14 protein-coding genes are annotated in these 22,371 nt (G+C 36.1%); 8 read left to right on the top strand and 6 right to left on the bottom strand.

Annotated elements, in window-relative coordinates:
• The first annotated feature begins 25 nt into the window (after positions 1-25).
• Positions 26-532: a CAP domain-containing protein gene (locus tag GR162_RS20790; RefSeq protein ID WP_202393978.1), complete on the top strand. Its 507-nt coding sequence runs from the start codon at positions 26-28 to the stop codon at positions 530-532.
• 116 nt (positions 533-648) lie between these two features.
• Here the strand turns inward: GR162_RS20790 and GR162_RS20795 are convergent, their stop codons facing one another.
• The 3 genes from GR162_RS20795 to GR162_RS20805 all read right to left on the bottom strand — a co-directional run bounded on the left by GR162_RS20795 (position 649) and on the right by GR162_RS20805 (position 12,620).
• Positions 649-2,592 (bottom strand): OmpA family protein, encoded by a 1,944-nt coding sequence (locus GR162_RS20795; RefSeq protein ID WP_160783691.1) that lies wholly within the window; start codon positions 2,590-2,592, stop codon positions 649-651.
• A gap of 12 nt (positions 2,593-2,604) precedes the next feature.
• Positions 2,605-3,522, bottom strand: coding sequence for a type IX secretion system membrane protein PorP/SprF (locus GR162_RS20800; RefSeq protein ID WP_160783692.1), 918 nt, complete (start codon positions 3,520-3,522; stop codon positions 2,605-2,607).
• 116 nt (positions 3,523-3,638) lie between these two features.
• Positions 3,639-12,620, bottom strand: coding sequence for a gliding motility-associated C-terminal domain-containing protein (locus tag GR162_RS20805; RefSeq protein WP_160783693.1), 8,982 nt, complete (start codon positions 12,618-12,620; stop codon positions 3,639-3,641).
• Positions 12,621-13,434: 814 nt separating this feature from the next.
• On the opposite strand from GR162_RS20805, the gene GR162_RS20810 reads away from it, so the two are divergent.
• The 7 genes from GR162_RS20810 (at position 13,435) to GR162_RS20840 (ending at position 19,772) form a co-directional block, all read left to right on the top strand.
• Positions 13,435-13,920 carry a histidine phosphatase family protein gene (locus tag GR162_RS20810; protein ID WP_160783694.1) on the top strand — a complete coding sequence of 162 codons (486 nt, stop codon included), beginning with the start codon at positions 13,435-13,437 and terminating at the stop codon, positions 13,918-13,920.
• A 5-nt stretch (positions 13,921-13,925) separates the two neighbouring features.
• A complete protein-coding gene (ppk1, locus tag GR162_RS20815; RefSeq protein ID WP_160783695.1) occupies positions 13,926-16,004 on the top strand; it encodes a polyphosphate kinase 1 in 2,079 nt (692 codons plus the stop codon).
• 35 nt (positions 16,005-16,039) lie between these two features.
• Positions 16,040-16,930, top strand: coding sequence for a Ppx/GppA phosphatase family protein (locus tag GR162_RS20820; protein WP_111363603.1), 891 nt, complete (start codon positions 16,040-16,042; stop codon positions 16,928-16,930).
• 15 nt (positions 16,931-16,945) lie between these two features.
• Positions 16,946-17,527, top strand: coding sequence for a TMEM175 family protein (locus GR162_RS20825; RefSeq protein ID WP_160783696.1), 582 nt, complete (start codon positions 16,946-16,948; stop codon positions 17,525-17,527).
• An 11-nt stretch (positions 17,528-17,538) separates the two neighbouring features.
• The gene (locus tag GR162_RS20830; RefSeq protein ID WP_160783697.1) at positions 17,539-18,099 is read left to right on the top strand and encodes a Crp/Fnr family transcriptional regulator; all 561 of its coding nucleotides are present in this window, start codon (positions 17,539-17,541) and stop codon (positions 18,097-18,099) included.
• A gap of 61 nt (positions 18,100-18,160) precedes the next feature.
• Entirely contained in the window at positions 18,161-19,189 is a 1,029-nt protein-coding gene (locus tag GR162_RS20835; protein WP_160783698.1) for a saccharopine dehydrogenase NADP-binding domain-containing protein, read from the top strand.
• 4 nt (positions 19,190-19,193) lie between these two features.
• A complete protein-coding gene (locus GR162_RS20840; RefSeq protein WP_160783699.1) occupies positions 19,194-19,772 on the top strand; it encodes an NAD(P)H-dependent oxidoreductase in 579 nt (192 codons plus the stop codon).
• Positions 19,773-19,815: 43 nt separating this feature from the next.
• Here the strand turns inward: GR162_RS20840 and GR162_RS20845 are convergent, their stop codons facing one another.
• From GR162_RS20845 to GR162_RS20855, 3 genes are all read right to left on the bottom strand, one after another.
• Positions 19,816-20,232: a DNA polymerase III subunit gamma/tau gene (locus tag GR162_RS20845; RefSeq protein WP_129747649.1), complete on the bottom strand. Its 417-nt coding sequence runs from the start codon at positions 20,230-20,232 to the stop codon at positions 19,816-19,818.
• 275 nt (positions 20,233-20,507) lie between these two features.
• Positions 20,508-21,593, bottom strand: a complete 1,086-nt coding sequence (gene dnaX / locus GR162_RS20850; protein ID WP_066034110.1) for a DNA polymerase III subunit gamma/tau — start codon at positions 21,591-21,593, stop codon at positions 20,508-20,510.
• Between the two features lie 61 nt (positions 21,594-21,654).
• Positions 21,655-22,317 carry a hypothetical protein gene (locus GR162_RS20855; protein ID WP_160783700.1) on the bottom strand — a complete coding sequence of 221 codons (663 nt, stop codon included), beginning with the start codon at positions 22,315-22,317 and terminating at the stop codon, positions 21,655-21,657.
• Positions 22,318-22,371: the final 54 nt, after the last annotated feature.

Genomic DNA, 22,371 nt, shown 5'->3' on the forward strand with positions numbered 1-22,371 from the left:
TTAAACCGCTACCATGCTGATGATTATGAAAAAGATTACGCGCACCATGTTGTTCATTGCGATTTTAGTCGCAATGAACGCATGTTCTGCTGACGCTGCCGAAGCAAGCTTGGATACTCCTAGTCCAACAGAAACGCTTGTTGCAAATTACACATACAATGATACCGAAATAGAAACGATGAGGCTGATAAACGAATACCGTGTGAGTATTGGTTTAAATGCTTTGGAAAGGGTGAATCATATATCTTTTAAATGCGAAGAGCATAACAAATATATGATTGAGAATAATGTTGTGAATCATAATGATTTTGCGGCTAGATCTAGTAATATGACTAGTGTATTAGGAGCAAAGAAAGTAGGAGAGAATGTTGCCTACAATTATAAAACTCCGGAGGCAGCTGTAAGAGCTTGGCTTGACAGTCCTGGCCACAAAGAAAATATTGAAGGAGATTTTACTCATTTTGGATTGTCTGTAACGACAGATCCTGCTACGGGAAAAAAATATTACACTAACATTTTTGTTAAGCTTTAAAGATTTATTGAACAGGTTGGTTTTTTAGAAGTCGTTGTGATTCATAGAATTGCAACGACTTTTTAAATTAAAAAAAGCTGCTTAAAAGCAGCTTTTTTTTCGGTCTATTGTTAAGATTATAAAGCAGTGATAATAAATTCACTTCGTCTGTTGGCCTGATGTTCTTCTTCGGTACATGGAACGCCATCTGCGCATTTATTTACAAGTTCTGTTTCGCCATATCCTCTTCCAGTTAATCGGTTTGGCGCAATTCCGTTTTTAACAAGCCATTGAATAGTTGATTTTGCTCTTCGGTCAGATAAAGCTTCGTTGTATTGGTGAGAAGCTCTACTGTCTGTGTGCGAACGAATGTCTAGTTTCATATTAGGATAGTCGTTCAGAACCGCTAGTATTTTTTCTAAATCCAATGCAGCTTCGGTTCTAATATTTGATTTATCCAAATCGAAATAAATCATTTTAATGCCGAAACATTTTCCTAAATCATCACCCACAGTAACTTTGCAGGTAGCTTTTTCCAATGCAATTGGCAAGTTTGTTTTACCGCTTGTTTTTTCAATGGTAACACTTAATTCTCTGGTTGTGTATTCTGGTTTTTCAGCTCTTACATAATAGGTTTTTCCGCAATCTACAGCAAAGGAGTAAAGTCCAGCACCATCTGCAACAGCGGAGTTTTTGAGATTCATCTGATCATCGTACAAAGTAACTTTTGCTCCAGGCAGCACGGCACCGGTTTCAGCATCTGTTATAGCGCCATACAATTCCTGAACACATCTGAGCCTTTTAGTTTCTAGAAATTTGTAAATATCATCAGAACCCTGTCCGCCCTCTTTGTTGGAACTGAAAAAGCCTCTTCTTGTTTCGGGATCAATGATGTACGCAAAATCATCTTTTGGCGAATTGACATCTGCTCCCACATTTTGGATATTGCTAACTTTTCCGCTATTGTCGATATCGCCAACAAAAACATCCAAACCTCCCAAACCTGGATGCCCGTCAGATGCAAAATAAATCTCATTTTCGCTGGTCAGATAAGGATATGTTTCTTTCCCTTCCGTATTAATGCTATTTCCGAGATTTTCTGGCGGTCCATAACCTCCATTTGGATTGATACTGACTTTATATATGTCTGACTCTCCAATTGATCCAGGCATATCAGAAGCAAAATACAGTGTTTTTTCATCTGGACTAAGAGCTGGGTGAGCCGTACTGTAATTATTACTGTTGAAAGGTAGCTCTGTAATATTGGTCCATTTATTATCTTTTCCCAGCTCTGCTTTGTAAAGTTTTATTAAGGTAACTTTGTTTTCGTCTTTTCCTTTTTTTCCATCAATATAATTGTTCCTGGTAAAATAGACCGTTTTTCCGTCTTTTGTAAAAACAGGAGACGCTTCATGAAATTTGGTATTAATAGCTGATTTAAATTTATTTACTTTCGATGTGCTTCCTGTTGCAGGATCTAGATCAGCGTTATAAATATTGGTGAAATATTCTCCCGTCCATTTGTGTTTGCGTTTTGTGAAATTTCCCGTATCTCGCGCTGAAGCAAAATATATTTTGTTGTTGTAAATAAATGATCCGTAATCTGAGTACCTACTATTTATACCCGCGTCTTCTATCTGGTACCTCCCAGAATTTGCTTTAATCTGATCCAAGTAGTTTACATCTTCTTTGTAAAGTTTTCCTCTGCTGTCATTTTTGGAGAGAGCATTAAACTCATCCAGAAGCTTATTGGCTTTGTTGAGGTCACCAGTAGATTTTAAAGATTGCGCATATCTAAAATAGTATTCTGGTTCAACATTTGTGTTCATTGCAAATAATTCGCCATACCATTTCGCTGCATTTTGAAAATCTGAATTGAAGTAATAGGCATTTCCCAGTTTTTTAAACATGTCTTCAGATTTGTAGCCTTTTGCAGCAACTTTTTCATAGGTTTTGATTGCATCTATGTAAGCATAGCCATCATACTTTTTGTCAGCATTATTTATTTTTGACTGCTGTGCATAGCTGTTAAATGAAAAAGCACCTATAATTGTAATTAAAAGTAGTGTATAGTTTTTCATGATACCTAATTTTTAGAAGAAACGAGGAGTTGTCATTTTACCTTTGTTTGAGAAGAATTCATAGCGAAGGAAAATTTCGTGTGATCCTGAATTATAATTGTTTAAGTTGGAAGTTTCTCTATCATACCCATAACCTAAATAAAGTCCGTCTGTGATTTGAAATCCAACCATAGCGCTTAGAGAAGCACTCCATCTATAGGCTGCACCCAGCATAAATTTATCGTAAAACATAAAGTTGGCTGAAAGGTCTACTTGAAGCGGTGCGCCCTGAACCATTTTGGTTAAAACAGCTGGTTTAAATTTTACATATTCGTATTTGTCAAGATTGAATACATAACCTGCAATTAAATAATAATTGATTTTGTCTTTATAAATTGCCACGTCATTGTCGTCGTAACGATTTGTTTCAATAAAATTTGGAACAGACAAACCAATATATGCTTTATCAGAATGCCAGTAGACTCCAGCTCCAACATTTGGACTGAATTTATTGTTTAAATCCTGAAATTGAGGATCTCCCTGATCAGCAGGATTTAATTTATTTACATCTAAATTGAAGATATTTGCAGTTCCTTTAATACCAAATGAAAGTTTGAAATCGGCAGATGTCTGAACTGTATAAGAGACATCGACTGAGATATTATTCTCATTGGTAGGACCAATTTTGTCATTTACTAATGAAGCGCCTACACCTAGTTTGCTATTATTTATAGGAGAGTTAACTGAAAAAGTGCTTGTTTCTGGTGCTCCGTCTAGACCTACCCATTGGGTGCGGTAAAGGCCAAAAACACTAAGTGCTCCACGAGAACCTGCATAGGCAGGATTTATATTTATTGTGTTATACATATATTGCGTATACTGTGCATCTTGCTGTGAATACCCTGAACATGTAACTAACAGAATGACGAAGAAAAATAATTTTGTTCTCATAGTAGATTTTATTAATTTAATAATTACTATTGATTTTTAAAACATTGAAATTCAATGTGTTCTTAATCTGAGTTTTTTAAATACGCTGTAAAAGTCTTTACAGCATATTTATTATACTACTTAGATAGATATAGATATCCGTCTAATTTATGATCTTGAACATTGTTGTTTCCATCCAGAGATTTATAAGTTATAATGTAAAAATAAGTTCCAGTTGGTAGTCCATCAGATTGCTTAACAGTTGTTCTTCCTCTCGAAGTTCCATCAAAAGCATTCGTTGTATTATTGTAGTTTGTAGTTTCAAATACTAAAACTCCCCAGCGATTATATATTTCTACAGTATTGCTTGGATAACAAGTTGTTTCGTCAATATTGTCAATTTTGAAGAAATCGTTTATGTTATCGCCATTTGGAGAAAAAGCATTATGTACTAACACATTACCACAAGCTAAGACTTTACAATCGTCATTGATTTCCATGTTTAAAACTATGCTTCTCGGACATCTTTCGTCAGCTATTATATATTCAAAAGCATAATTGCCTAATGCTAAACCGAACGGATTAAGGACACTTCCCTGAAGTGCATTAGTATTGTTTCGATCTTGCCAAACTCCTGTCAATGGGCTTCCTTCAGGAAGCAGGCTGTTCAAGTTAAGCAATGTCGAATCATCTGTACATGCTGTTCCGCTTACTTCTACAACACCATTTGGAACCACTATGATCGTTACAGTGGCAGAATCACAATTTTGAGAACTTAATTTGTCACAGATTGTATAGTTGTAAATATAAGTGCCCGCAGGTGTCAAGCTGGATACATTTACATTTCCAGAGCCATCAACACTAATGTGTGGATCTGTTTTTGTATTATTTCCTTCTGCAATAAGAGTAAAGTTTACCAAATCTATTGTGATTGGGCTTGTTCCTTTTAAGTCATTGCTTAATAGATTACCTACTAGTCCAAAAGAGTTGCATCCTATATTACTGTAAGTATCATCATTTGCAATTAGTGGAGAAATTACAATAACAGTCACGATAGCAGTATCACAATTTCCAAAATCGGCTTTTTCGCAAATTTGGTATGTTAATGTATAAGTGCCGCCAGGTGTATTTGCTGCGACGTTTATTGTTCCGTCAGGAGCTATCGTTATTGATCCTGTTGGATCAGCAACTGTTGTTGTTAAGGTTACATCATTGATGTTTACCGCTGAACCATTTAAGGTATCGTTGGTTAAAACATTGCCTACTGTAGTTTGTCCTGAGTTTCCTATTATTGGTGCGGGATTGTCATCGTTTGCCACTATAGCAAATGTTGGTCTCGCAGTACAAAAAGGATCAGCAGGAGGATAGCTAACTGTGATAGTCTGACTCGGATTTAGAGTGAAAGTTACATTTGTAGTTGGACGCAATTTTTCAAATCCGTCAGCACCTTCGATCCATCTGTTGTTTTCAAAAATCCAGCCTGGCCAGTCAATTCCTTTGCCTTGGTCATCTATTACAGCTCCTGGCCATAATACACGGCCGCTTAATGGCAGATTGTTCATTGTGGTTACCACATTGTTGTTACTGTCTGCCCAAGCAAGGGTTACGCCATTTACAGGAGTGAAGTTCACAGGTGTTACAACATAATCTATGTAAGGAACGTCGTTTACGCATATTGATGTTGCTGTAACAGTCATAACAGGAGCTTCTATTGTGATGGTAACAGTTGCAGTGTCGCAGTTATCTGTCTGATCTGCTTCGCAGATTTGATATATCATTGTTAATGTTCCAACTGGAGCATTTGGCAATACATCAACAGAACCGTCAGCATTTAATTGTAAAAACTCGTTTGGTGTTACAGTTGTAATAATAACATCAGATGCTGTTATGGCATTTCCTTCTAAGGTATCATTCGGCAATACATTAAGTACATTGGTTGTAGTGTGATTTACACCTGCAATTGGGCCAGCGCTATCATCATTAGCAACAATATCTTTGTATTCTTTACAGCTTACGCCGAAATCTATATTTAAATGGATCAAATCTTCTGGTGAAACTGTTACGACATAATTGCTATCTGTTGTGGTTTTACACACGGTGTGCAATTGTGCTTTATTTGTTTTACCCGCAATGTTTTTAGCAGACATTGAAGGGATAACTTTTACTAAACCAGTAAATCCAAAGTTTGCTGCTACAGTATCGAAATTTGCATCTCTAACTAATTTTACGGTATATTGTCCGTAAGGATTTGCTATTTCTGGACGATCTCTCCAATATCCCGCAATCCCCACAATAACTTCTTTGTGATATCCGTTAGGTCCATCAACAATTACATTAGGGCTAAGTGCGTTTCCAAAACCACCGGCATTTAATTCCCCAATATTTTGAGGACCAGCATAGCTTCCGTCTCCGTTAAGATCTATCCATTCCCATTGGCTGTAGTCAATAGCTCCATTTGAATCTGGAATGTTTTTGGTAACAGCGCCATCATTATTGGCATCGTACCATTCATCTTGAATTCCGTTGCTATTAGTGTCATACCAAACATAATCTCCAAGAATAGGAAGTTTAGAAGTTCCATATTCGAAGTTATGCACTTGGAAGGCACATTCTTCTAGAGTGGTAAAGAATAAGCTAGAATCAACTGGGAATAATTGGTATGCATTATTTAAATTAGCGTCTTGTACTTGTACCAAATAACTTCCGGCAGGCATCCCTGTGAAACTGTACATTCCGTCTGCACCTGTAATACGCATTTGTATTGCTCCTGTAGTGGTTCCCTGCGGGATCAATGTTACAGGTACATTTGCAAGAGGAGTGTTAGTGTCAACATTGATGATTTGTCCAGATATTTTAACTCTATAATTTGGTTCTGTAATCACAACTGTTGCAGTAGCTGTACAAGTTTCATTTTCAGTATTTACTGAAGATGTCGCAGTAAGCGTATAGGTTCCAGCTGGTAGATTAGTATTTCCTACTACTTCATTATTTTGATTGGTAATAACTACAGTAGCTCCAGCGCTGCTTGTAACTGCAATTGAACCGTCGCTTTCTCCTTGGCAGCTTACATTTGTAGCAATACCGCTTACAGAAACTTTATTTTCAACTGTAAAGGTTTGAACTAATTCAGTTTTATTGCCTGCACAGTCTGTTAGCGTATAAGTTCTGGTTAAGATGTAAGATTCTCCATTACATCCGGTTCCTCCATTGTTAGTGTCACTTACAGTGATGTTTACAGTTCCTGAGCAATTGTCTGCTGCATCTTTTATGTCATTTGGACTTCCTGCTGGAATGTCTGCTGCACTTTCAATATTAGCAACATCTGCTGGCGCTGTACCAGTTGGAGGAGTAGTATCTCTTACTGTTATAATTTGAGTATAAGAAATTGAATTTCCTCCACAGTCACTTGTAGACCAGTTGCGAGTTAAGGTATATTCTGTACCGCATTCGTTTTTAATATCACTTTTAGTTTCATTGAAAACAATTGGCAAGTCTCCATTACAATTATCAGAAGCTTCCATATTAAATGGTTCAGGAACAGAGTCGCAAGAAACAGTAATATCTGCAGGAAGTTCACCAGCGAAAGTTGGTTTTGTAGTATCCTGAATTGTAATTACTTGAGTAAAAGTATCAGAAACATTACCGCAGTTATCTTTTACAGTCCATGTATTGGTGTAAGTTCCGGCGTTAGAACAGCTTTCAGAGGCAACAAATGATCCGCTTACTTTTTCGATATTTAGAACGTCATTATCGCAAAGGTCAGAAGCTGTTGGAAACTGAGCCTGAGCATTGGCAAGTGCTTCTGCATCGCTGCATTCTAAAGTTATATCTAGAGAACCAGCAACAGTATTCCAAGTAGGTGCTGTTGTATCTTGAATCGTGATTACTTGAGTAAAACTGTCGGAAGTATTTCCACAGTCATCTTTAACTGTCCAAGTATTGGTGTAAGTTCCAGAATTTCCGCATCCTTCAGAAGCCACAAACTGTCCGCTTACTTTAGTGATGTTTAAAACATCGGCATCACATAAGTCAGAAGCTGTTGGGAACTGAGCCTGAGCGGCAGCAAGTCCTTCTGCATCACTGCATTCTAGAGTCACATTTAAAGTGCCAGCAACAGTATTCCATGTTGGCGCTGTTGTATCCTGAATGGTGATTATCTGAGTGAAAGTATCAGAAGTATTTCCGCAATCGTCTTTAACTGTCCAAGTGTTGGTGTAAGTTCCCGCATTTCCGCATCCTTCAGAAGCCACGAACTGTCCGCTTACTTTAGTGATGTTTAAAACGTCAGCATCGCATAAGTCGGTAGCTATTGGAAACTGTGCTTGTGCTGTTGCAAGACCTTCTGTATCATTACATTCTAAAGTTACATTTAAAGCTGTTGGAGCAGTTGTCCAAGTAGGAGCAGTGGTATCCTGAATGGTGATTATCTGAGTGAAAGTTTGAGAAACGTTTCCACAATCATCTTTTACAGTCCATGTGTTGGTGTAAGTTCCCGCATTTCCGCATCCTTCAATTGCTGTAAACTGTCCGCTTACTTTAGTGATGTTTAAAACATCAGCATCGCATAAGTCGGTAGCTATTGGAAACTGCGCTTGAGCTGCAGCAAGACCTTCTGTGTCACTACACTCTAAAGTCACATCCAAAGAACCTGCTTGAGTATTCCAAGTTGGAGCAGTTGTGTCCTGAATTGTAATCACTTGAGTGAAAGTTTCAGAAGTGTTACCGCAGTCATCTTTAACTGTCCAAATGTTGGTGTAAGTTCCTGCATTTCCGCATCCTTCAGTTGCTACAAACTGTCCGCTCACTTTAGTGATGTTTGAAACATCTGTATCGCATAAGTCAGAAGCTGTTGGGAACTTAGCCTGAGCTGCAGCAAGACCTTCTGTATCACTGCACTCTAAAGTCACATTTAGAGCTGTTGGTGCAGTTGTCCAAGTAGGAGCAGTTGTATCTTGTATTGTGATAACTTGGCTAAATGGCGCAGAAGTATTGCCGCAATCATCTTTTACAGTCCAAGTATTGGTATATGTTCCAGCGTTTCCGCAACCTTGAGAAGCTACAAACTGTCCGCTTACTTTAGTGATGTTTAAAACATCTGTATCGCATAAGTCAGAAGCAATAGGGAATTGAGCTTGAGCTGCTGCAAGACCTACGGTATCACTGCACTCTAAAGTCACATTTAAAGTGCCCGCAACAGTATTCCAAGTAGGAGCAGTTGTATCTTGTATTGTAATTATTTGTGTAAAAGTTTCAGAAGTATTCCCGCAATCATCTTTTACAGTCCAAGTGTTGGTATATGTTCCAGCGTTTCCGCATCCTTCAGTTGCTGTAAACTGCCCGCTTACTTTAGTGATGTTTGAAACATTTGTATCGCATAAGTCAGATGCTGTTGGGAACTGAGTCTGAGCGGCAGCAAGACCTGCTGTGTCGCTGCATTCTAAAGTCACATTTAAAGCTGTTGGAGCAGTTGTCCAAGTCGGTGCTGTCGTATCCTGAATGGTGATTATCTGAGTGAAAGTATCAGAAGTATTTCCGCAATCATCTTTTACAGTCCAAGTATTGGTGTATGTTCCAGCGTTTCCGCAGCCTTGAGAAGCTACAAACTGTCCGCTTACTTTTGTAATGTTGGATACATTTGTATCACAAAGATCAGAAGCAATAGGGAACATTGCTTGAGCATTTGCCAATCCAGATGCATCGCTACATTCTAAAGTTACATTAAGAGAACCAGCAACAGTATTCCAAGTTGGCGCTGTTGTATCCTGAATAGTGATTACCTGAGTGAAAGTGCTAGAAGTATTGCCACAATCATCTTTTACAGTCCATGTATTGGTGTAAGTTCCAGCGTTTCCACATCCTTGAGAAGCTACAAACTGCCCGCTTACTTTAGTGATGTTTGAAACATTTGTATCACATAAATCTGAAGCTACAGGGAACATGGCTTGAGCATTTGCTAATCCAGAAGTATCACTGCACTCTAAAGTCACATTTAAAGCTGTTGGAGCTGTTGTCCAAGTAGGCGCAGTAGTGTCTTGAATGGTAATTACCTGAGTGAAAGTTTCAGAAGTATTGCCGCAATCATCTTTTACAGTCCAAGTATTAGTGTATGTTCCGGCGTTTCCGCAGCCTTGAGAAGCTACAAACTGACCGCTTACTTTAGTGATATTAGAAACATTAGCATCGCAAAGATCAGAAGCAATAGGGAACATTGCTTGAGCATTTGCAAGTCCAGATGCATCGCTACATTCTAAAGTTACATTAAGAGAGCCAGCAACAGTATTCCAAGTTGGTGCCGTAGTATCCTGAATGGTTATTACCTGAGTGAAAGTAGCAGAAGTATTTCCGCAATCATCTTTTACGGTCCAAGTGTTGGTGTATGTTCCGGCATTTCCGCAACCTTGAGAAGCTACAAACTGACCGCTTACTTTAGTGATATTAGAAACATTAGCATCGCAAAGGTCAGAAGCTACAGGGAACATTGCTTGAGCATTTGCCAATCCAGAAGTGTCGCTGCATTCTAAAGTCACATTTAAAGCTGTTGGAGCTGTTGTCCAAGTTGGAGCAGTGGTATCCTGAATGGTGATTACCTGAGTGAAAGTAGCAGAAGTATTTCCGCAATCATCTTTCACAGTCCAAGTATTGGTGTATCTTCCGGCATTTCCGCAAGCTTGAGAAGCAACGAACTGTCCGCTTACTTTAGTGATGTTTGAAACATCAGCATCGCAAAGATCAGAAGCTGTTGGGAACATGGCTTGAGCATTTGCCAATCCAGAAGTATCACTGCATTCCAAAGTCACATTTAAAGCTGTTGGAGCTGTTGTCCAAGTAGGAGCAGAGGTATCTTGAATGGTAATTACCTGTGTAAAAACTGCAGAAGTATTGCCGCAATCATCTTTTACAGTCCATGTGTTGGTGTAAGTTCCCGCGTTTCCGCATCCTTGAGAAGCTACAAACTGTCCGCTTACTTTTGTGATATTTGAAACATCAGCATCGCAAAGATCAGAAGCTAAAGGGAATATTGCCTGAGCATTTGCCAATCCAGAAGTGTCGCTGCACTCTAAAGTAACATTTAATGCTGTTGGTGCAGTTGTCCAAGTTGGAGCAGTAGTGTCTTGAATGGTAATTATCTGTGTGAAAGTAGCAGAAGTATTGCCACAATCGTCTTTAACCGTCCAAGTGTTGGTATAAGTTCCTGCGTTTCCGCATCCTTGAGAAGCCACGAACTGTCCGCTTACTTTTGTGATGTTAGAAACATCTGCATCGCATAAGTCAGAAGCTGTTGGAAACTGAGCCTGAGCAGCAGCAAGTCCAGCAGCATCGTTGCATTCTAAGGCCACATTTAGAGAACCAGCTTGTGTTGTCCAAGTTGGCGCAGTAGTGTCTTCAATAGTAATTACCTGAGTGAAAACTGTTGAAGTATTATTGCAGACATCTTTAGCAGTCCAAGTGTTGGTGTACGTTCCAGAGTTTGCACAAGTACCAACTGTGAAAGTCCCGCTCACTTTTGTATAGATTACAGTTCCACCGCAATTGTCTGTGGCAACAGGAGCCAGATTTTGGGCTGCTGTCAATCCTGTCGCATCACTGCATTGTAAAGTTACATTTAAAGCTGTTGGAGCAGTTGTCCAGGTTGGCGCTGTTGTGTCCTGAATGGTTATTACTTGAGTAAAAGTGTCAGAAGTATTATTGCAGGCATCTTTAGCAGTCCAAGTGTTGGTGTAAGTTCCAGAGTTTGCACAAGTACCAACTGTGAAAGTCCCACTCACCTTTGTATAGGTTACAGTTCCGCCGCAATTGTCTGCGGCAACAGGAGCCAGATTTTGGGCTGCTGCCAATCCTGTCGCATCGCTGCATTGCAAAGTAACATTTAAAGCCTCTGCTTGAGTTGTCCAAGTTGGCGCAGTGGTGTCGTTAACAGTTACTATTTTTTCACAAGTAGAACTGCATCCATTTAAAGTGGTAGTTAATACTAATTTAAACGTTGTATTACAAGTAGAACCAGCTTGAACAGTTACGTTTTGTAAATTTGTCGCTGATGTTATTATAGCACCATTTGCAGTTGCCGGAGGCAAGGACCACGAATAGGTCGTCATATTGGCTGGAGCACTATAAACATTAGAAGAAGATAAACAAACAGGACCACTAGTACCAGTAATAGAACAAACAGTTGGCGCATTTACCGTTACGGTTGCTTCACTTGTCGCAATATTATTTCCAGAACATAAACCTGAATTAGAGAAAATTGCTCTGAATTTTGTGGTTTCTGTTAAATTACCTGTATTGTAAGTTGTTAAACCTGCAGTATTAGCAATATCTACCCACACTGAAAATGGAGCAACAGATGATTGCCATTTACTTACAGTAGAGCCAGCATCGAGGCCTGTTATAGTTAAAGCAGCACTAGCTCCTGAACATATAGTTAAGTTTGGTCCAACTGTTCCTTTTAGTGGAATTCCAAAAGTAAGTGGAGTATTAGTACATAGACTTGAATTAGGTGAGTTACCACTAACAGAAGCTAATTTTGTAACGTTAATTACGCCAGGATTATTGGGATCGCAAATGTTAATTCCCAAACTTCCAAAAGGAATATTAAACTCTAAAAATGTGGCGCCTGTATTACAATTAGCACGACCTGCCTGAGCGGCAAGACCTGCAGGGATAACATTAGTTTGAGTTTTAACATTACCATTTCCTGTGTATAAAGTAAAGCCACTTCCGTTAGAATTAATTTCTAAAATATACTCAGCACCAGCTACACTAATGGTTCCCCCAAATGAGTCAGAGGTTAATCCTGTTAATGGATCATTATTGGTATCTAAGTACAATCTAAAAAGTGCCGAACCACCGTTACCAATGTCCATACCTAATCTTAAAATTTGATTTTGGGTATCAACTTTAGCGTGAATCGTCCCGATGTTACATGTTGAAGAAGGGTTAGCTAATAATACTGTGCTATAAACCGTTCCAGTCGCATATTCATCACCAACTGCACCTGGGCCAGGGCAGTAATTGCCATCATATGTATTTTGAGAATAACCACTTGTAATAAATATTAAAAGCAACGTAATATAAACGTATTTAATATTAATATTCATATTCATTAAAGTAATGTTTTTCATAATCTCTAATTTTTAAACTTTAGTAATCATATTTTGAGATTCTTTAAGTTATAATCCGTTTTTTTAAACTGATTATAAATTGCCTAGGCTGTTCTTAATAAAAATTATAAATCGATTTAGAGGCTTGTAAAAAAAGAAGATGTTTTTTTTAAGATTTTGGGTTAATGTTTATTATAAATCTTTAAGAAGATGGAAAAACAATTCTATTTGTTTTTACGCAAATAGTTATTCATCACATCGTGCATTTCTAACAAAAAAATAACTTACAATTTTGACACTTTTTAGGACCGTTGAAGTGACACTTTTTATTCTTTATAAATTTTCTCTTTGCTTTGTGATATATTTAATATTTTAACAGAATCAAAGTTATATTAGAGTTTTTCTAATATTATTTTTTTATCTGTAACTAACCTAAAAACTCGTTGAAATGTTATTTTTTGATTAAAAATTGACCGAAAAACACTTTTTTTTAACCCCAAAAAGTAAAATTTTTCTATGCCTTTTTTTGCTTTTTTGCTGATATTGAGTTTGTATGCTTTGATTTAAGTGATTAATAATCAGTTATTTAGTTAAAATATTGGAAAATAGTAGAGTATCGATTAAATACTAATTTCATAGATGAAGTACATGAATTGACCGAAAATTGACTTTTCTTCTTTTTGTTGTCCGAAAGTCTTATAAGCAATTTATTCTTGTTAAAATTTTGTTATAATGTTAACAGAAATAAAAAAAAGAAAAGGTTTAAAATATCTTTTGTAAATTAGAACTTAATTAAAAAATGATCTGCAATTCAGGGTTTTAAAATTTGCTACTTATGAAAAATCTTATATTAATTCGTCATGCCAAATCTAGCTGGGAAGCACCATTGAAAGATTTCGATCGTCCATTAATGAAAAGAGGAATTTTAGATGCGCATGATGTTTCATTAAATATTTCAGGGTATCTTCCAAAAACATATATTATTTGGAGCAGTACAGCTGCGAGAGCCACAGAGACTGCTTTAATCTTTGCGCAAAACTTATCTTATCCATTAGAGAGTATCATTTTTAGAGACGATTTATACACTTTTGATGAGAAGCAACTCGAAAAAGTTATTAAATCGTGTGATAATAGTTTTGAAAGCGTTATTCTTTTCGGACATAACGAGGCTATTACAAATTTTGTTAATAAATTTGGGGATGTTTTTATAGAAAATGTACCAACTTCGGGCTTTGTATCGTTACAGTTTGATGCCGAAAGTTGGGACACGATCCATAAGGGCAAAACACATAAAACTATTTTCCCCAAAGATTTAAAATAATTACAGTGTACGAACAGAAATATATCGATAGAGAAAAAAGCTGGTTAGCGTTTAATGCAAGAGTACTTCAAGAAGCAGCAGACAATACAGTGCCACTTTTAGACAGACTACGTTTTGTTGGAATTTTTTCAAACAACTTAGACGAATTTTTCAGAGTTCGGTACGCGGCCATTCGACGATTAAGTCTCTCAGGTATTTCTGGCGAAAAATATTTAGGAGGTATTTCTGCTCACCAATTAATTAAAGATATTACTGAAATCGTAATTCAGCAGCAATCTGAAAGTTTGCGTATTCTCGGAAATATTGAAGCAGAGCTAGAATCTGAAAATATTTTTATCATCAACGAAACACAGATTACACCAAAACAAGAGTGTTTCTTAAAAGACTTTTATACCCAAAAGTTAAGTCCAGAATTGGTAACCATCATTTTAAATGATTTAGCTGTTTTTCCAATTCTAAAAGATACTTTAGGATATTTGGCAGTTCGTTTAGAATTGGCAAACGATGAGGTTCGTTATGCTTTAATTGAAATTCCAAAAAACATCAACAGATTTGTTGTGCTTCCATCTGAAGACGAAAAACAATACGTTATTTTAATTGATGATGTGATTCGTTTTAAACTGAAAAACATCTTTAATATATTTGATTATAAGAGCGTTTCTGCCCACATGATCAAAATTACTCGTGACGCGCAATTGGACATAGACAGTGATTTAAGCAAAAGTATGCTTGAAAAAATTGCTTCGTCTGTAAAAGATCGCCGAATAGGAGAGCCTGTTCGTTTTATTTATGATAATTTAATTGAAGAAGATACCCTGCAATTTTTCTTAGATAAAATGAAAATTGTAGAAACAGACAGTATAATTCCAGGAGGAAGGTATCATAATCGTCGTGATTATATGAGTTTTCCAAATCTTGGTAGATACGATTTGTTGTATAAGCCAAACGAGCCACTGCCAGTTCCGGGTTTGAGTTTGGAGGGAAGTATTCTGGAAAAAATCTCTAAAAAAGATTATTTGGTTCATGCTCCATATCAGTCATTTTCGTATCTGACTAAATTTTTGCGCGAAGCTGCTTTAGATCCAAAAGTAACGAGCATTAAAATTACCTTATATCGTTTGGCCAAGAATTCTCAGATTATCAGTTCGCTTATAAATGCTGCCAAAAACGGAAAAAGAGTAGTGGTGCAAATCGAGCTTCAGGCACGTTTTGATGAAGCTTCAAACATTTCGTATGCAGAACAAATGCAGACCGAGGGAATCGAACTTATTTTTGGTATCAAAGGACTGAAAGTGCACAGTAAAATTTGTGTAATCGAAAGATTGGAAGAGGGCAAAAACCGTCGTTATGGATTTATTTCAACTGGAAATTTCAACGAATCAACAGCAAAAATTTACACCGATGTAACGCTTTTCACTTGCCATCAGGGAATTTTAAAAGACACATCCAAAATATTTGAGTTTTTTGATATTAATTATCGAGTACACAGATACAAACATTTAATTGTGTCACCTCATTATACCAGAACTAAATTCATTAAATTGATTGATCGTGAAATTCTTCATGCGCTTGCTGGAAGAAAAACTCACATTAAATTAAAAATGAATAGTTTATCCGATTTTAAAATGATCGATAAATTATATGAAGCAAGTAATGCGGGAGTAAAAATCCAGCTTCAGGTAAGGGGAATTTGCTCTTTAATTCCAGGAATTCCAGGAATGAGCGAAAACATCGAAGCGATAAGTATCGTAGACAATTACTTGGAACATTCAAGAGTATATATTTTCGGAAATGCTGGCTTGACCGAAGTTTACATTTCGTCCGCCGATTTTATGACCAGAAATCTAGACGGAAGAGTCGAAGTAACCTGCCCGATTTATGATCTTGAAATTAAAAAAGAACTGATTGATAATTTCAATATTGCATGGAGAGGAAATGTAAAAGTGAGATATCATTCTTATAAATTAGATAATAAATATAAGCCCAAAAATCATCATGCCCCATTTAGAGCGCAATTTGAAACCTATAAATATTATCAGAATAAGGTAGCCCTACTAGAAGAGGTCCCTCAAAAAGTAAATTAATACTAAATACCAATTTTCAAAATCATAAAGTGAGCATGATTAATATTAGGAAGTTTGCAGCGATAGATATCGGTTCAAATGCCATGAGGCTTTTGATCGCTAACGTTGTGGAACAAGAAGGTAAAGAACCGCAGTTTAACAAAAGTTCCCTTGTTCGTGTGCCAATTCGTTTAGGGCAAGACGCCTTCACCGTTGGAGAAATTTCACCAGAAAATATAGATCGAATGGTAGATGCCATGAAAGCATTCAATCTTTTGATGAAAGTACATAAAGTAGAGCGTTATATGGCATTTGCAACTTCTGCAATGCGTGAAGCCTATAATGCGAAAGAAGTCGTGGCTTTAATAAAGAAAAAAGCCGATATTAAAATCGAGATTATCGACGGTAAAAAAGAAGCCGCAATTATTGCTTCTACAGATTTGCATCACTTAATTAAATCTGACGAAACTTATCTTTTTGTGGACGTTGGTGGCGGAAGTACCGAGTTTACTTTGTTCTCTGACGGAAAAATGATAACGTCAAGATCTTTCAAAGCGGGAACTGTTCGTTTATTGAACAACATGGTTCATGATTCAGTTTGGGATGAAATCGAAAAATGGATTAAAACTAACACGGCGGATTACGATGAAGTAACGTTGATCGGTTCTGGAGGAAACATTAACAAGTTGTTTAAAATGTCTGGAAAACAGCAGGAAAAACCGCTTTCGTACATTTATGTTAACTCGCAATATGCCTTTTTAAATTCGTTGACCTACGAACAGAGAATTGCCGAATTAGGATTAAACTCTGACCGTGCCGACGTAATTATCCACGCAACTCGTATTTATCTGAATGCGATGAAATGGAGTGGAGCGCGCCAAATTTATGTTCCTAAAATTGGACTTTCTGATGGTATCGTAAAAGCAATGTATTACGGTAAAATTTAATATCTATTTTTTTAAATGAATAAAGGCAGACTTGAAGCTTTCAGTGATGGCGTTTTGGCAATCATTATAACGATTATGATTCTGGAAATTAAAGCGCCAGAGGGGCATCAATTTGCAGATCTAAAACCGCTTATTCCGAAGTTTTTAAGCTATATTTTAAGTTTTATTTATGTTGGAATATACTGGAACAATCATCACTATTTACTACATAGTTTATCAAGAGTAAACGGAAAAGTATTGTGGAGTAATCTGCACTTTTTGTTTTGGCTTTCCTTAATTCCTGTGTCAACTGCTTGGATGGGAGAGCATAATTTTGAGAAAGCCGCAATGACAATGTATGGTGTTGTGTTGCTTCTTTCTGCAATCTCTTATATTATTTTGCAGTACACGATTATGTGTAGCGAAGGAAAGAATTCTGCTTTGAGAAAAGCGCTTAACAAAGATTATAAAGGTAAAATCTCCTTAGTTTTATACGTAATAGGAATTGTTACAGCATTTTACAACCAGTGGATTTCTGGCGCGGCTTATTTTATCGTTGCAATGTTATGGCTTATTCCTGATAAAAGAATTGAGCGCGTTTTTGACTCAAGAGATTAATTTTACCTAAAATGAAATCCGTATTTCAATCCATTCAGTTTATACCGCAAAGTGAATTAGATCAGTTAGATGATTTAATTATCACACGCAAACTCAAAAAAGGAGAGTTATTATTAAAGGAAAATCAGATTAGTAAAGAAATATACTTTATTAAAAAAGGCATTTTGCGTTCTTTTTTTTTCAACCATCAAGGAGATGAAATTACCAATTGTTTTGCTTTTGAAAATGAATTTATGGCTTCATTTTCAAGTTTTATAACGCAGAATGTTGCCGAAGAAAATATTCAGGCTCTGGCAGATACAGAGCTAGAAGTTTTAAGCCGTGAAGGATTATTTAAACTTTATGAATTAGGCACACATTGGCAGGAAATTGGACGTAAATTGACTGAAATGGAATATGTGACACTTCAAAAACGCATGATTTCATTTCAGAAATTATCGGGAACACAGCGCTATGAAGAACTTTATAAAAACCATCAGAAATATTTGCAGTTAATACCGCTTCAGTATTTAGCCTCTTACTTAGGCGTTACCCCAAGGCATTTAAGCCGAATCCGTAAAGCTATTTTATAGGACATTTGTCTAGTTGTCTTAAGATATTGCCTCATTATTTTTGCTGAAAACAATATATATAATGAGAAAAAATATTTTAGTAATCGGAGGAACCGGATTGGTTGGAAAAGTTATATTGCGTATTCTAGAAGCAAGAAATCCTGATTTTAACCTTTTTATCGGCAGCCGCCAATCAGGAAAAAATGCTAACAATCTCGTTATCGATGTAACCAATTCAAAAACTTTTGATGCTATTACAGATAACAAAATTGACCTGATTGTATTATGTACAAAAGACAGCAATAATGAAATTTTACAGTTTGCAATAAAAAACAAAGTCGATTACATAGATATTACAAAACCAACTCCAGAGTTAACTATTGCTTATGATTTAGCCAGAACAATGCTAAATGTGCAAAGCCGAATTGTTTTCAGTTCTGGATGGATGGGCGGAATTGTACCTAGCTTGATTGATTTTGCTGAATCTGACAAAACTAAAATTCAGGAAACAGGTATTTATATCTACTATTCTGTAAAAGATCTGGCAGGTAAAAGTTCAGCCAATTTTTTAGCTGAAAATGTATGCAAACCATTTCTAACGTATAAAAATGACAAACCGTTAAAAGTTAAACATTTTCTAGATTCTGAAAGATTTAATTTTTCATTTGGAATAGGAGATCGTCAGGTTTATAATCTAGATGTGCCTGATTTGTTTGTTTTAAATCAGATAGAAAAAATTCCAACAGTTTCTGTTAAGATGACGTACAATTCTAAGTTTATAACCCGTTTAATGGGATACTTTCAATCGCTTAAAATTTTCAATATCATGCTTTTGAGAGAAAGGCAATTGTTGTTTGGTTCTAGTGGAAACGGTGATCAGACTGCTTTTGAAGTGATAATTAAAACTCAAAACACAACCAGACGAATTAGTTTGCAAAGTTTAAAAGGTCAAGCCGAGTTAACTGCATTTTCTACTGTTTTGCATATCGAGAAAATGCTGAGTGAGTCTTTGTCTGGCGGAGTTTATTTTAGTCATCAGATACATTCCTCGAAAGAAGTTTATGAAGCATTAAATAGTTACAGTACATTCAATCTTAAAATGGACAAATAGCATTATGAAAAAAATACTGATTATAAACGGACATCCAAATGCCGAAAGTTTCAATTTCGGAATTGCAGAAGCTTATAAAAATGGAGCAATTTTTTCGGGTGCTGAAGTAGAAACGATTACAATTGCCAATTTAAAATTCAATCCCAACTTGCAGTTTGGGTATCAAAAACGTACTGAGTTAGAACCAGATTTACTAGAATCTTGGGAGAAAATAAAAAGAGCCGATCACTTGGTTTGGATTCATCCTGTTTGGTGGGGCGGACTTCCTGCTATAACCAAAGGTTTTTTGGACCGATTATTTTTGCCTGGAATGGCTTTTCGATACCGCGATAACTCTGTTTGGTGGGACAAATTGCTTAAAGGAAAAACGGCTCACATCATAACAACGTTAGATCAGCCAGGCTGGTATTATAGATTAATGTTCGGAAGACCAAGCGTTAATCAATTAAAAAAATCGACTTTGGAATTCTGTGGGGTAAAACCAGTCAAAGTAAGTTATGTCGGAATTATAAAAACCTCTAACGAAGAACAAAGAAAAAAATGGCTCGAAAAAATCTACAATTTCGGACTTAAAAACAGATAATTCTAAAAAGAAAGCTCAGTTTAAAAAAGGCTGTGAAAAAAAATTAATCTTTCAAATCCAATCCAAATGTTGTGCGTAAAAGCTCAATATTTGGGTTGATTTCCAAGAAACGATTATAGCGATCCTGATTGTTATAGCTTCGTTTCATTTCTACTTTTTCATTTACAATTACTTCGATAGTAATGTCGTGATTATGTAAATGGCCTTTTAAATGTCCCAATAAACCATTCATTTGGCTTTCAAATTCCAGTTTAGAACCTTCGTTTGGCAGCTCATACGTAATTCTTGTTCCATCCAAAATAGGATCGTTGATCAACAAGATGGATTCCATGATCTTTAATCCCTTTTGACCTAAACGTTCTGCATATTTGTTCCAATGAAGACGCATATCGGTTTCATTAAATTCTTCGGTAGGCAAAACAGAAGAAGGTTTAACATACGATTTGCTGCTTTCTTCCATTTCTTTTTTCTTCCGAATGCTGGCAAGAGAAAACGCAGAAACTTTTGGAGCGCCGTTTGTTTCTGTTTTTGGAGCTTCAGGAGTCTGAACTTTTGGAGTTTCAGTAGGGGCTTGAACTGCATTTTGGGTATTTACAGATGCGGTATTATTAATGCTATTGGCATTATTTTTTTCTTCCGAATTTGGAATTTGGGATTTTGTATTTGAATCTTCCTTACTTGGACTTTCAACTTCAACTATAGAATAGCCTCCGTTTTTAAAGTAAACGGGTGGAATTATGAATTGCTCAGCTTTTTTTTTTCTCCATCAAAGTTGATAGAGGCCAATTGCATCAAGCATAATTCAACTAAAAGGCGCTGATTCTGACTTAATTTGTATTTTAAATCGCAGTCGTTTGCAATGTCAATTCCTTTCAGTAAAAACTCTTGAGAACATTTTTGAGATTGAACTGCATACATTTGTTGCGCCTGTTCACCAACTTCTAATAAAGCAATAGTTGAAGGTGTTTTGCTTACCAATAAATCTCTGAAATGTGAAGCCAAACCAGCAATAAAATGATGTCCGTCAAAACCTTTTGCTAGAATATCGTTATATGCTAATAAAAGCTTCGGAATTTCATTCTCTAAAAGTAAATCGGTAATCGAAATATAGGTTTCGTAATCTAAAACGTTTAGATTTTCTGTTACTGCCTGACGCGTTAAGTTGGTTCCGCAATACGAAACTACACGGTCAAAAATAGATAGAGCATCACGCATAGCACCATCTGCTTTTTGAGCAATAATGTGCAATGCATCGTCTTCAAAAACGATTCCTTGACTTTCAGCAACATCAGCCAAATGTTCTTTAGCATCTTTTACTGTAATTCTTTTGAAATCAAAAATTTGACAACGAGATAAAATCGTTGGAAGAATTTTGTGTTTTTCTGTTGTTGCTAAAATGAAAATAGCGTGTTTTGGCGGTTCTTCTAATGTTTTAAGAAAAGCATTAAAAGCAGCCGAAGACAACATATGAACCTCGTCAATGATATATACTTTGTATTGCCCAGTTTGTGGCGGGATTCGAACCTGATCGATAAGGTTACGAATATCATCAACCGAGTTGTTTGAAGCAGCATCTAACTCAAAAACGTTAAAAGCAAAATCTTCGGTAGGATCATCATATCCCGGCTGATTTATTTTTCGAGCCAAGATACGGGCGCAAGTAGTTTTACCAACTCCACGCGGTCCTGTAAACAAAAGAGCAGATGCTAAGTGATTGGTTTCGATAGCATTCAACAAAGTGTTTGTAATGGCTTTTTGCCCCACAACATCCTTAAAGGTCTGCGGGCGATATTTTCTTGCCGATACTACAAATTGTTCCATATTCTCTTTTATTGGATAGCAAATATATGACTTTTGTTTCGTTGTTTAAAACCGATTTTAGTTATTTAGAGAAATTCTTTTTCTTTAAAATAACAAAGAGTAAAATAAGAAATAATACGATGTTGACAATCAAAGAAATGATAATATATTGACTGTAGGATTCTATTTTTGATTGCTTTTCTTTTTCTAAATTTTGATTTTCAAAAGTTTTATATGCTCTAAGTTTTTCTAGATGATAAATCCAATCTTGTATATTTTGATTTTCGTATTTTAGTTCCCAGACGTAATTTGATAATAAATTTACTTTTTCATCTTTTGAAATTAATAGATGATCTTTTGGAGGCGGTGGAGGGAAGGAGTAATTTTGATATGGTTTGAATCCCATACTTGGTGAACAACCGCTTATGTCAATAATAATTTTACCTTTTTTAAAATCGGCATAAATAATCCAAAGTTGTTTTTGGATTGGCAAAATAGAACAGCTAGTAAATTCTTTCCCTTTAATATATTGAGAATTGTATTTTCCTTTGAATAATTCTATAATTCTAAAAGTAAAAGTTCTTTTTATTGAATCCACTTTTATGACTTCTCCGTAGAATACAATTTCAGATTGTTTTAACCCTTTTTCGATCATATTTTCTCTGTCAATAGGCATGCATTCACAAGAAAAAGAATAATTAGGCAAGCAAATAAATAAAAAAAAGAGAATAGGACTAAACTTCATAGGTTAGATTTTAAATACAATAATAATAAATTTTTGTAATAAAAAAAGTACTAT

It is taken from the genome of Flavobacterium sp. HBTb2-11-1 (assembly GCF_009826975.1).
Classification (GTDB): Bacteria; Bacteroidota; Bacteroidia; order Flavobacteriales; family Flavobacteriaceae; genus Flavobacterium.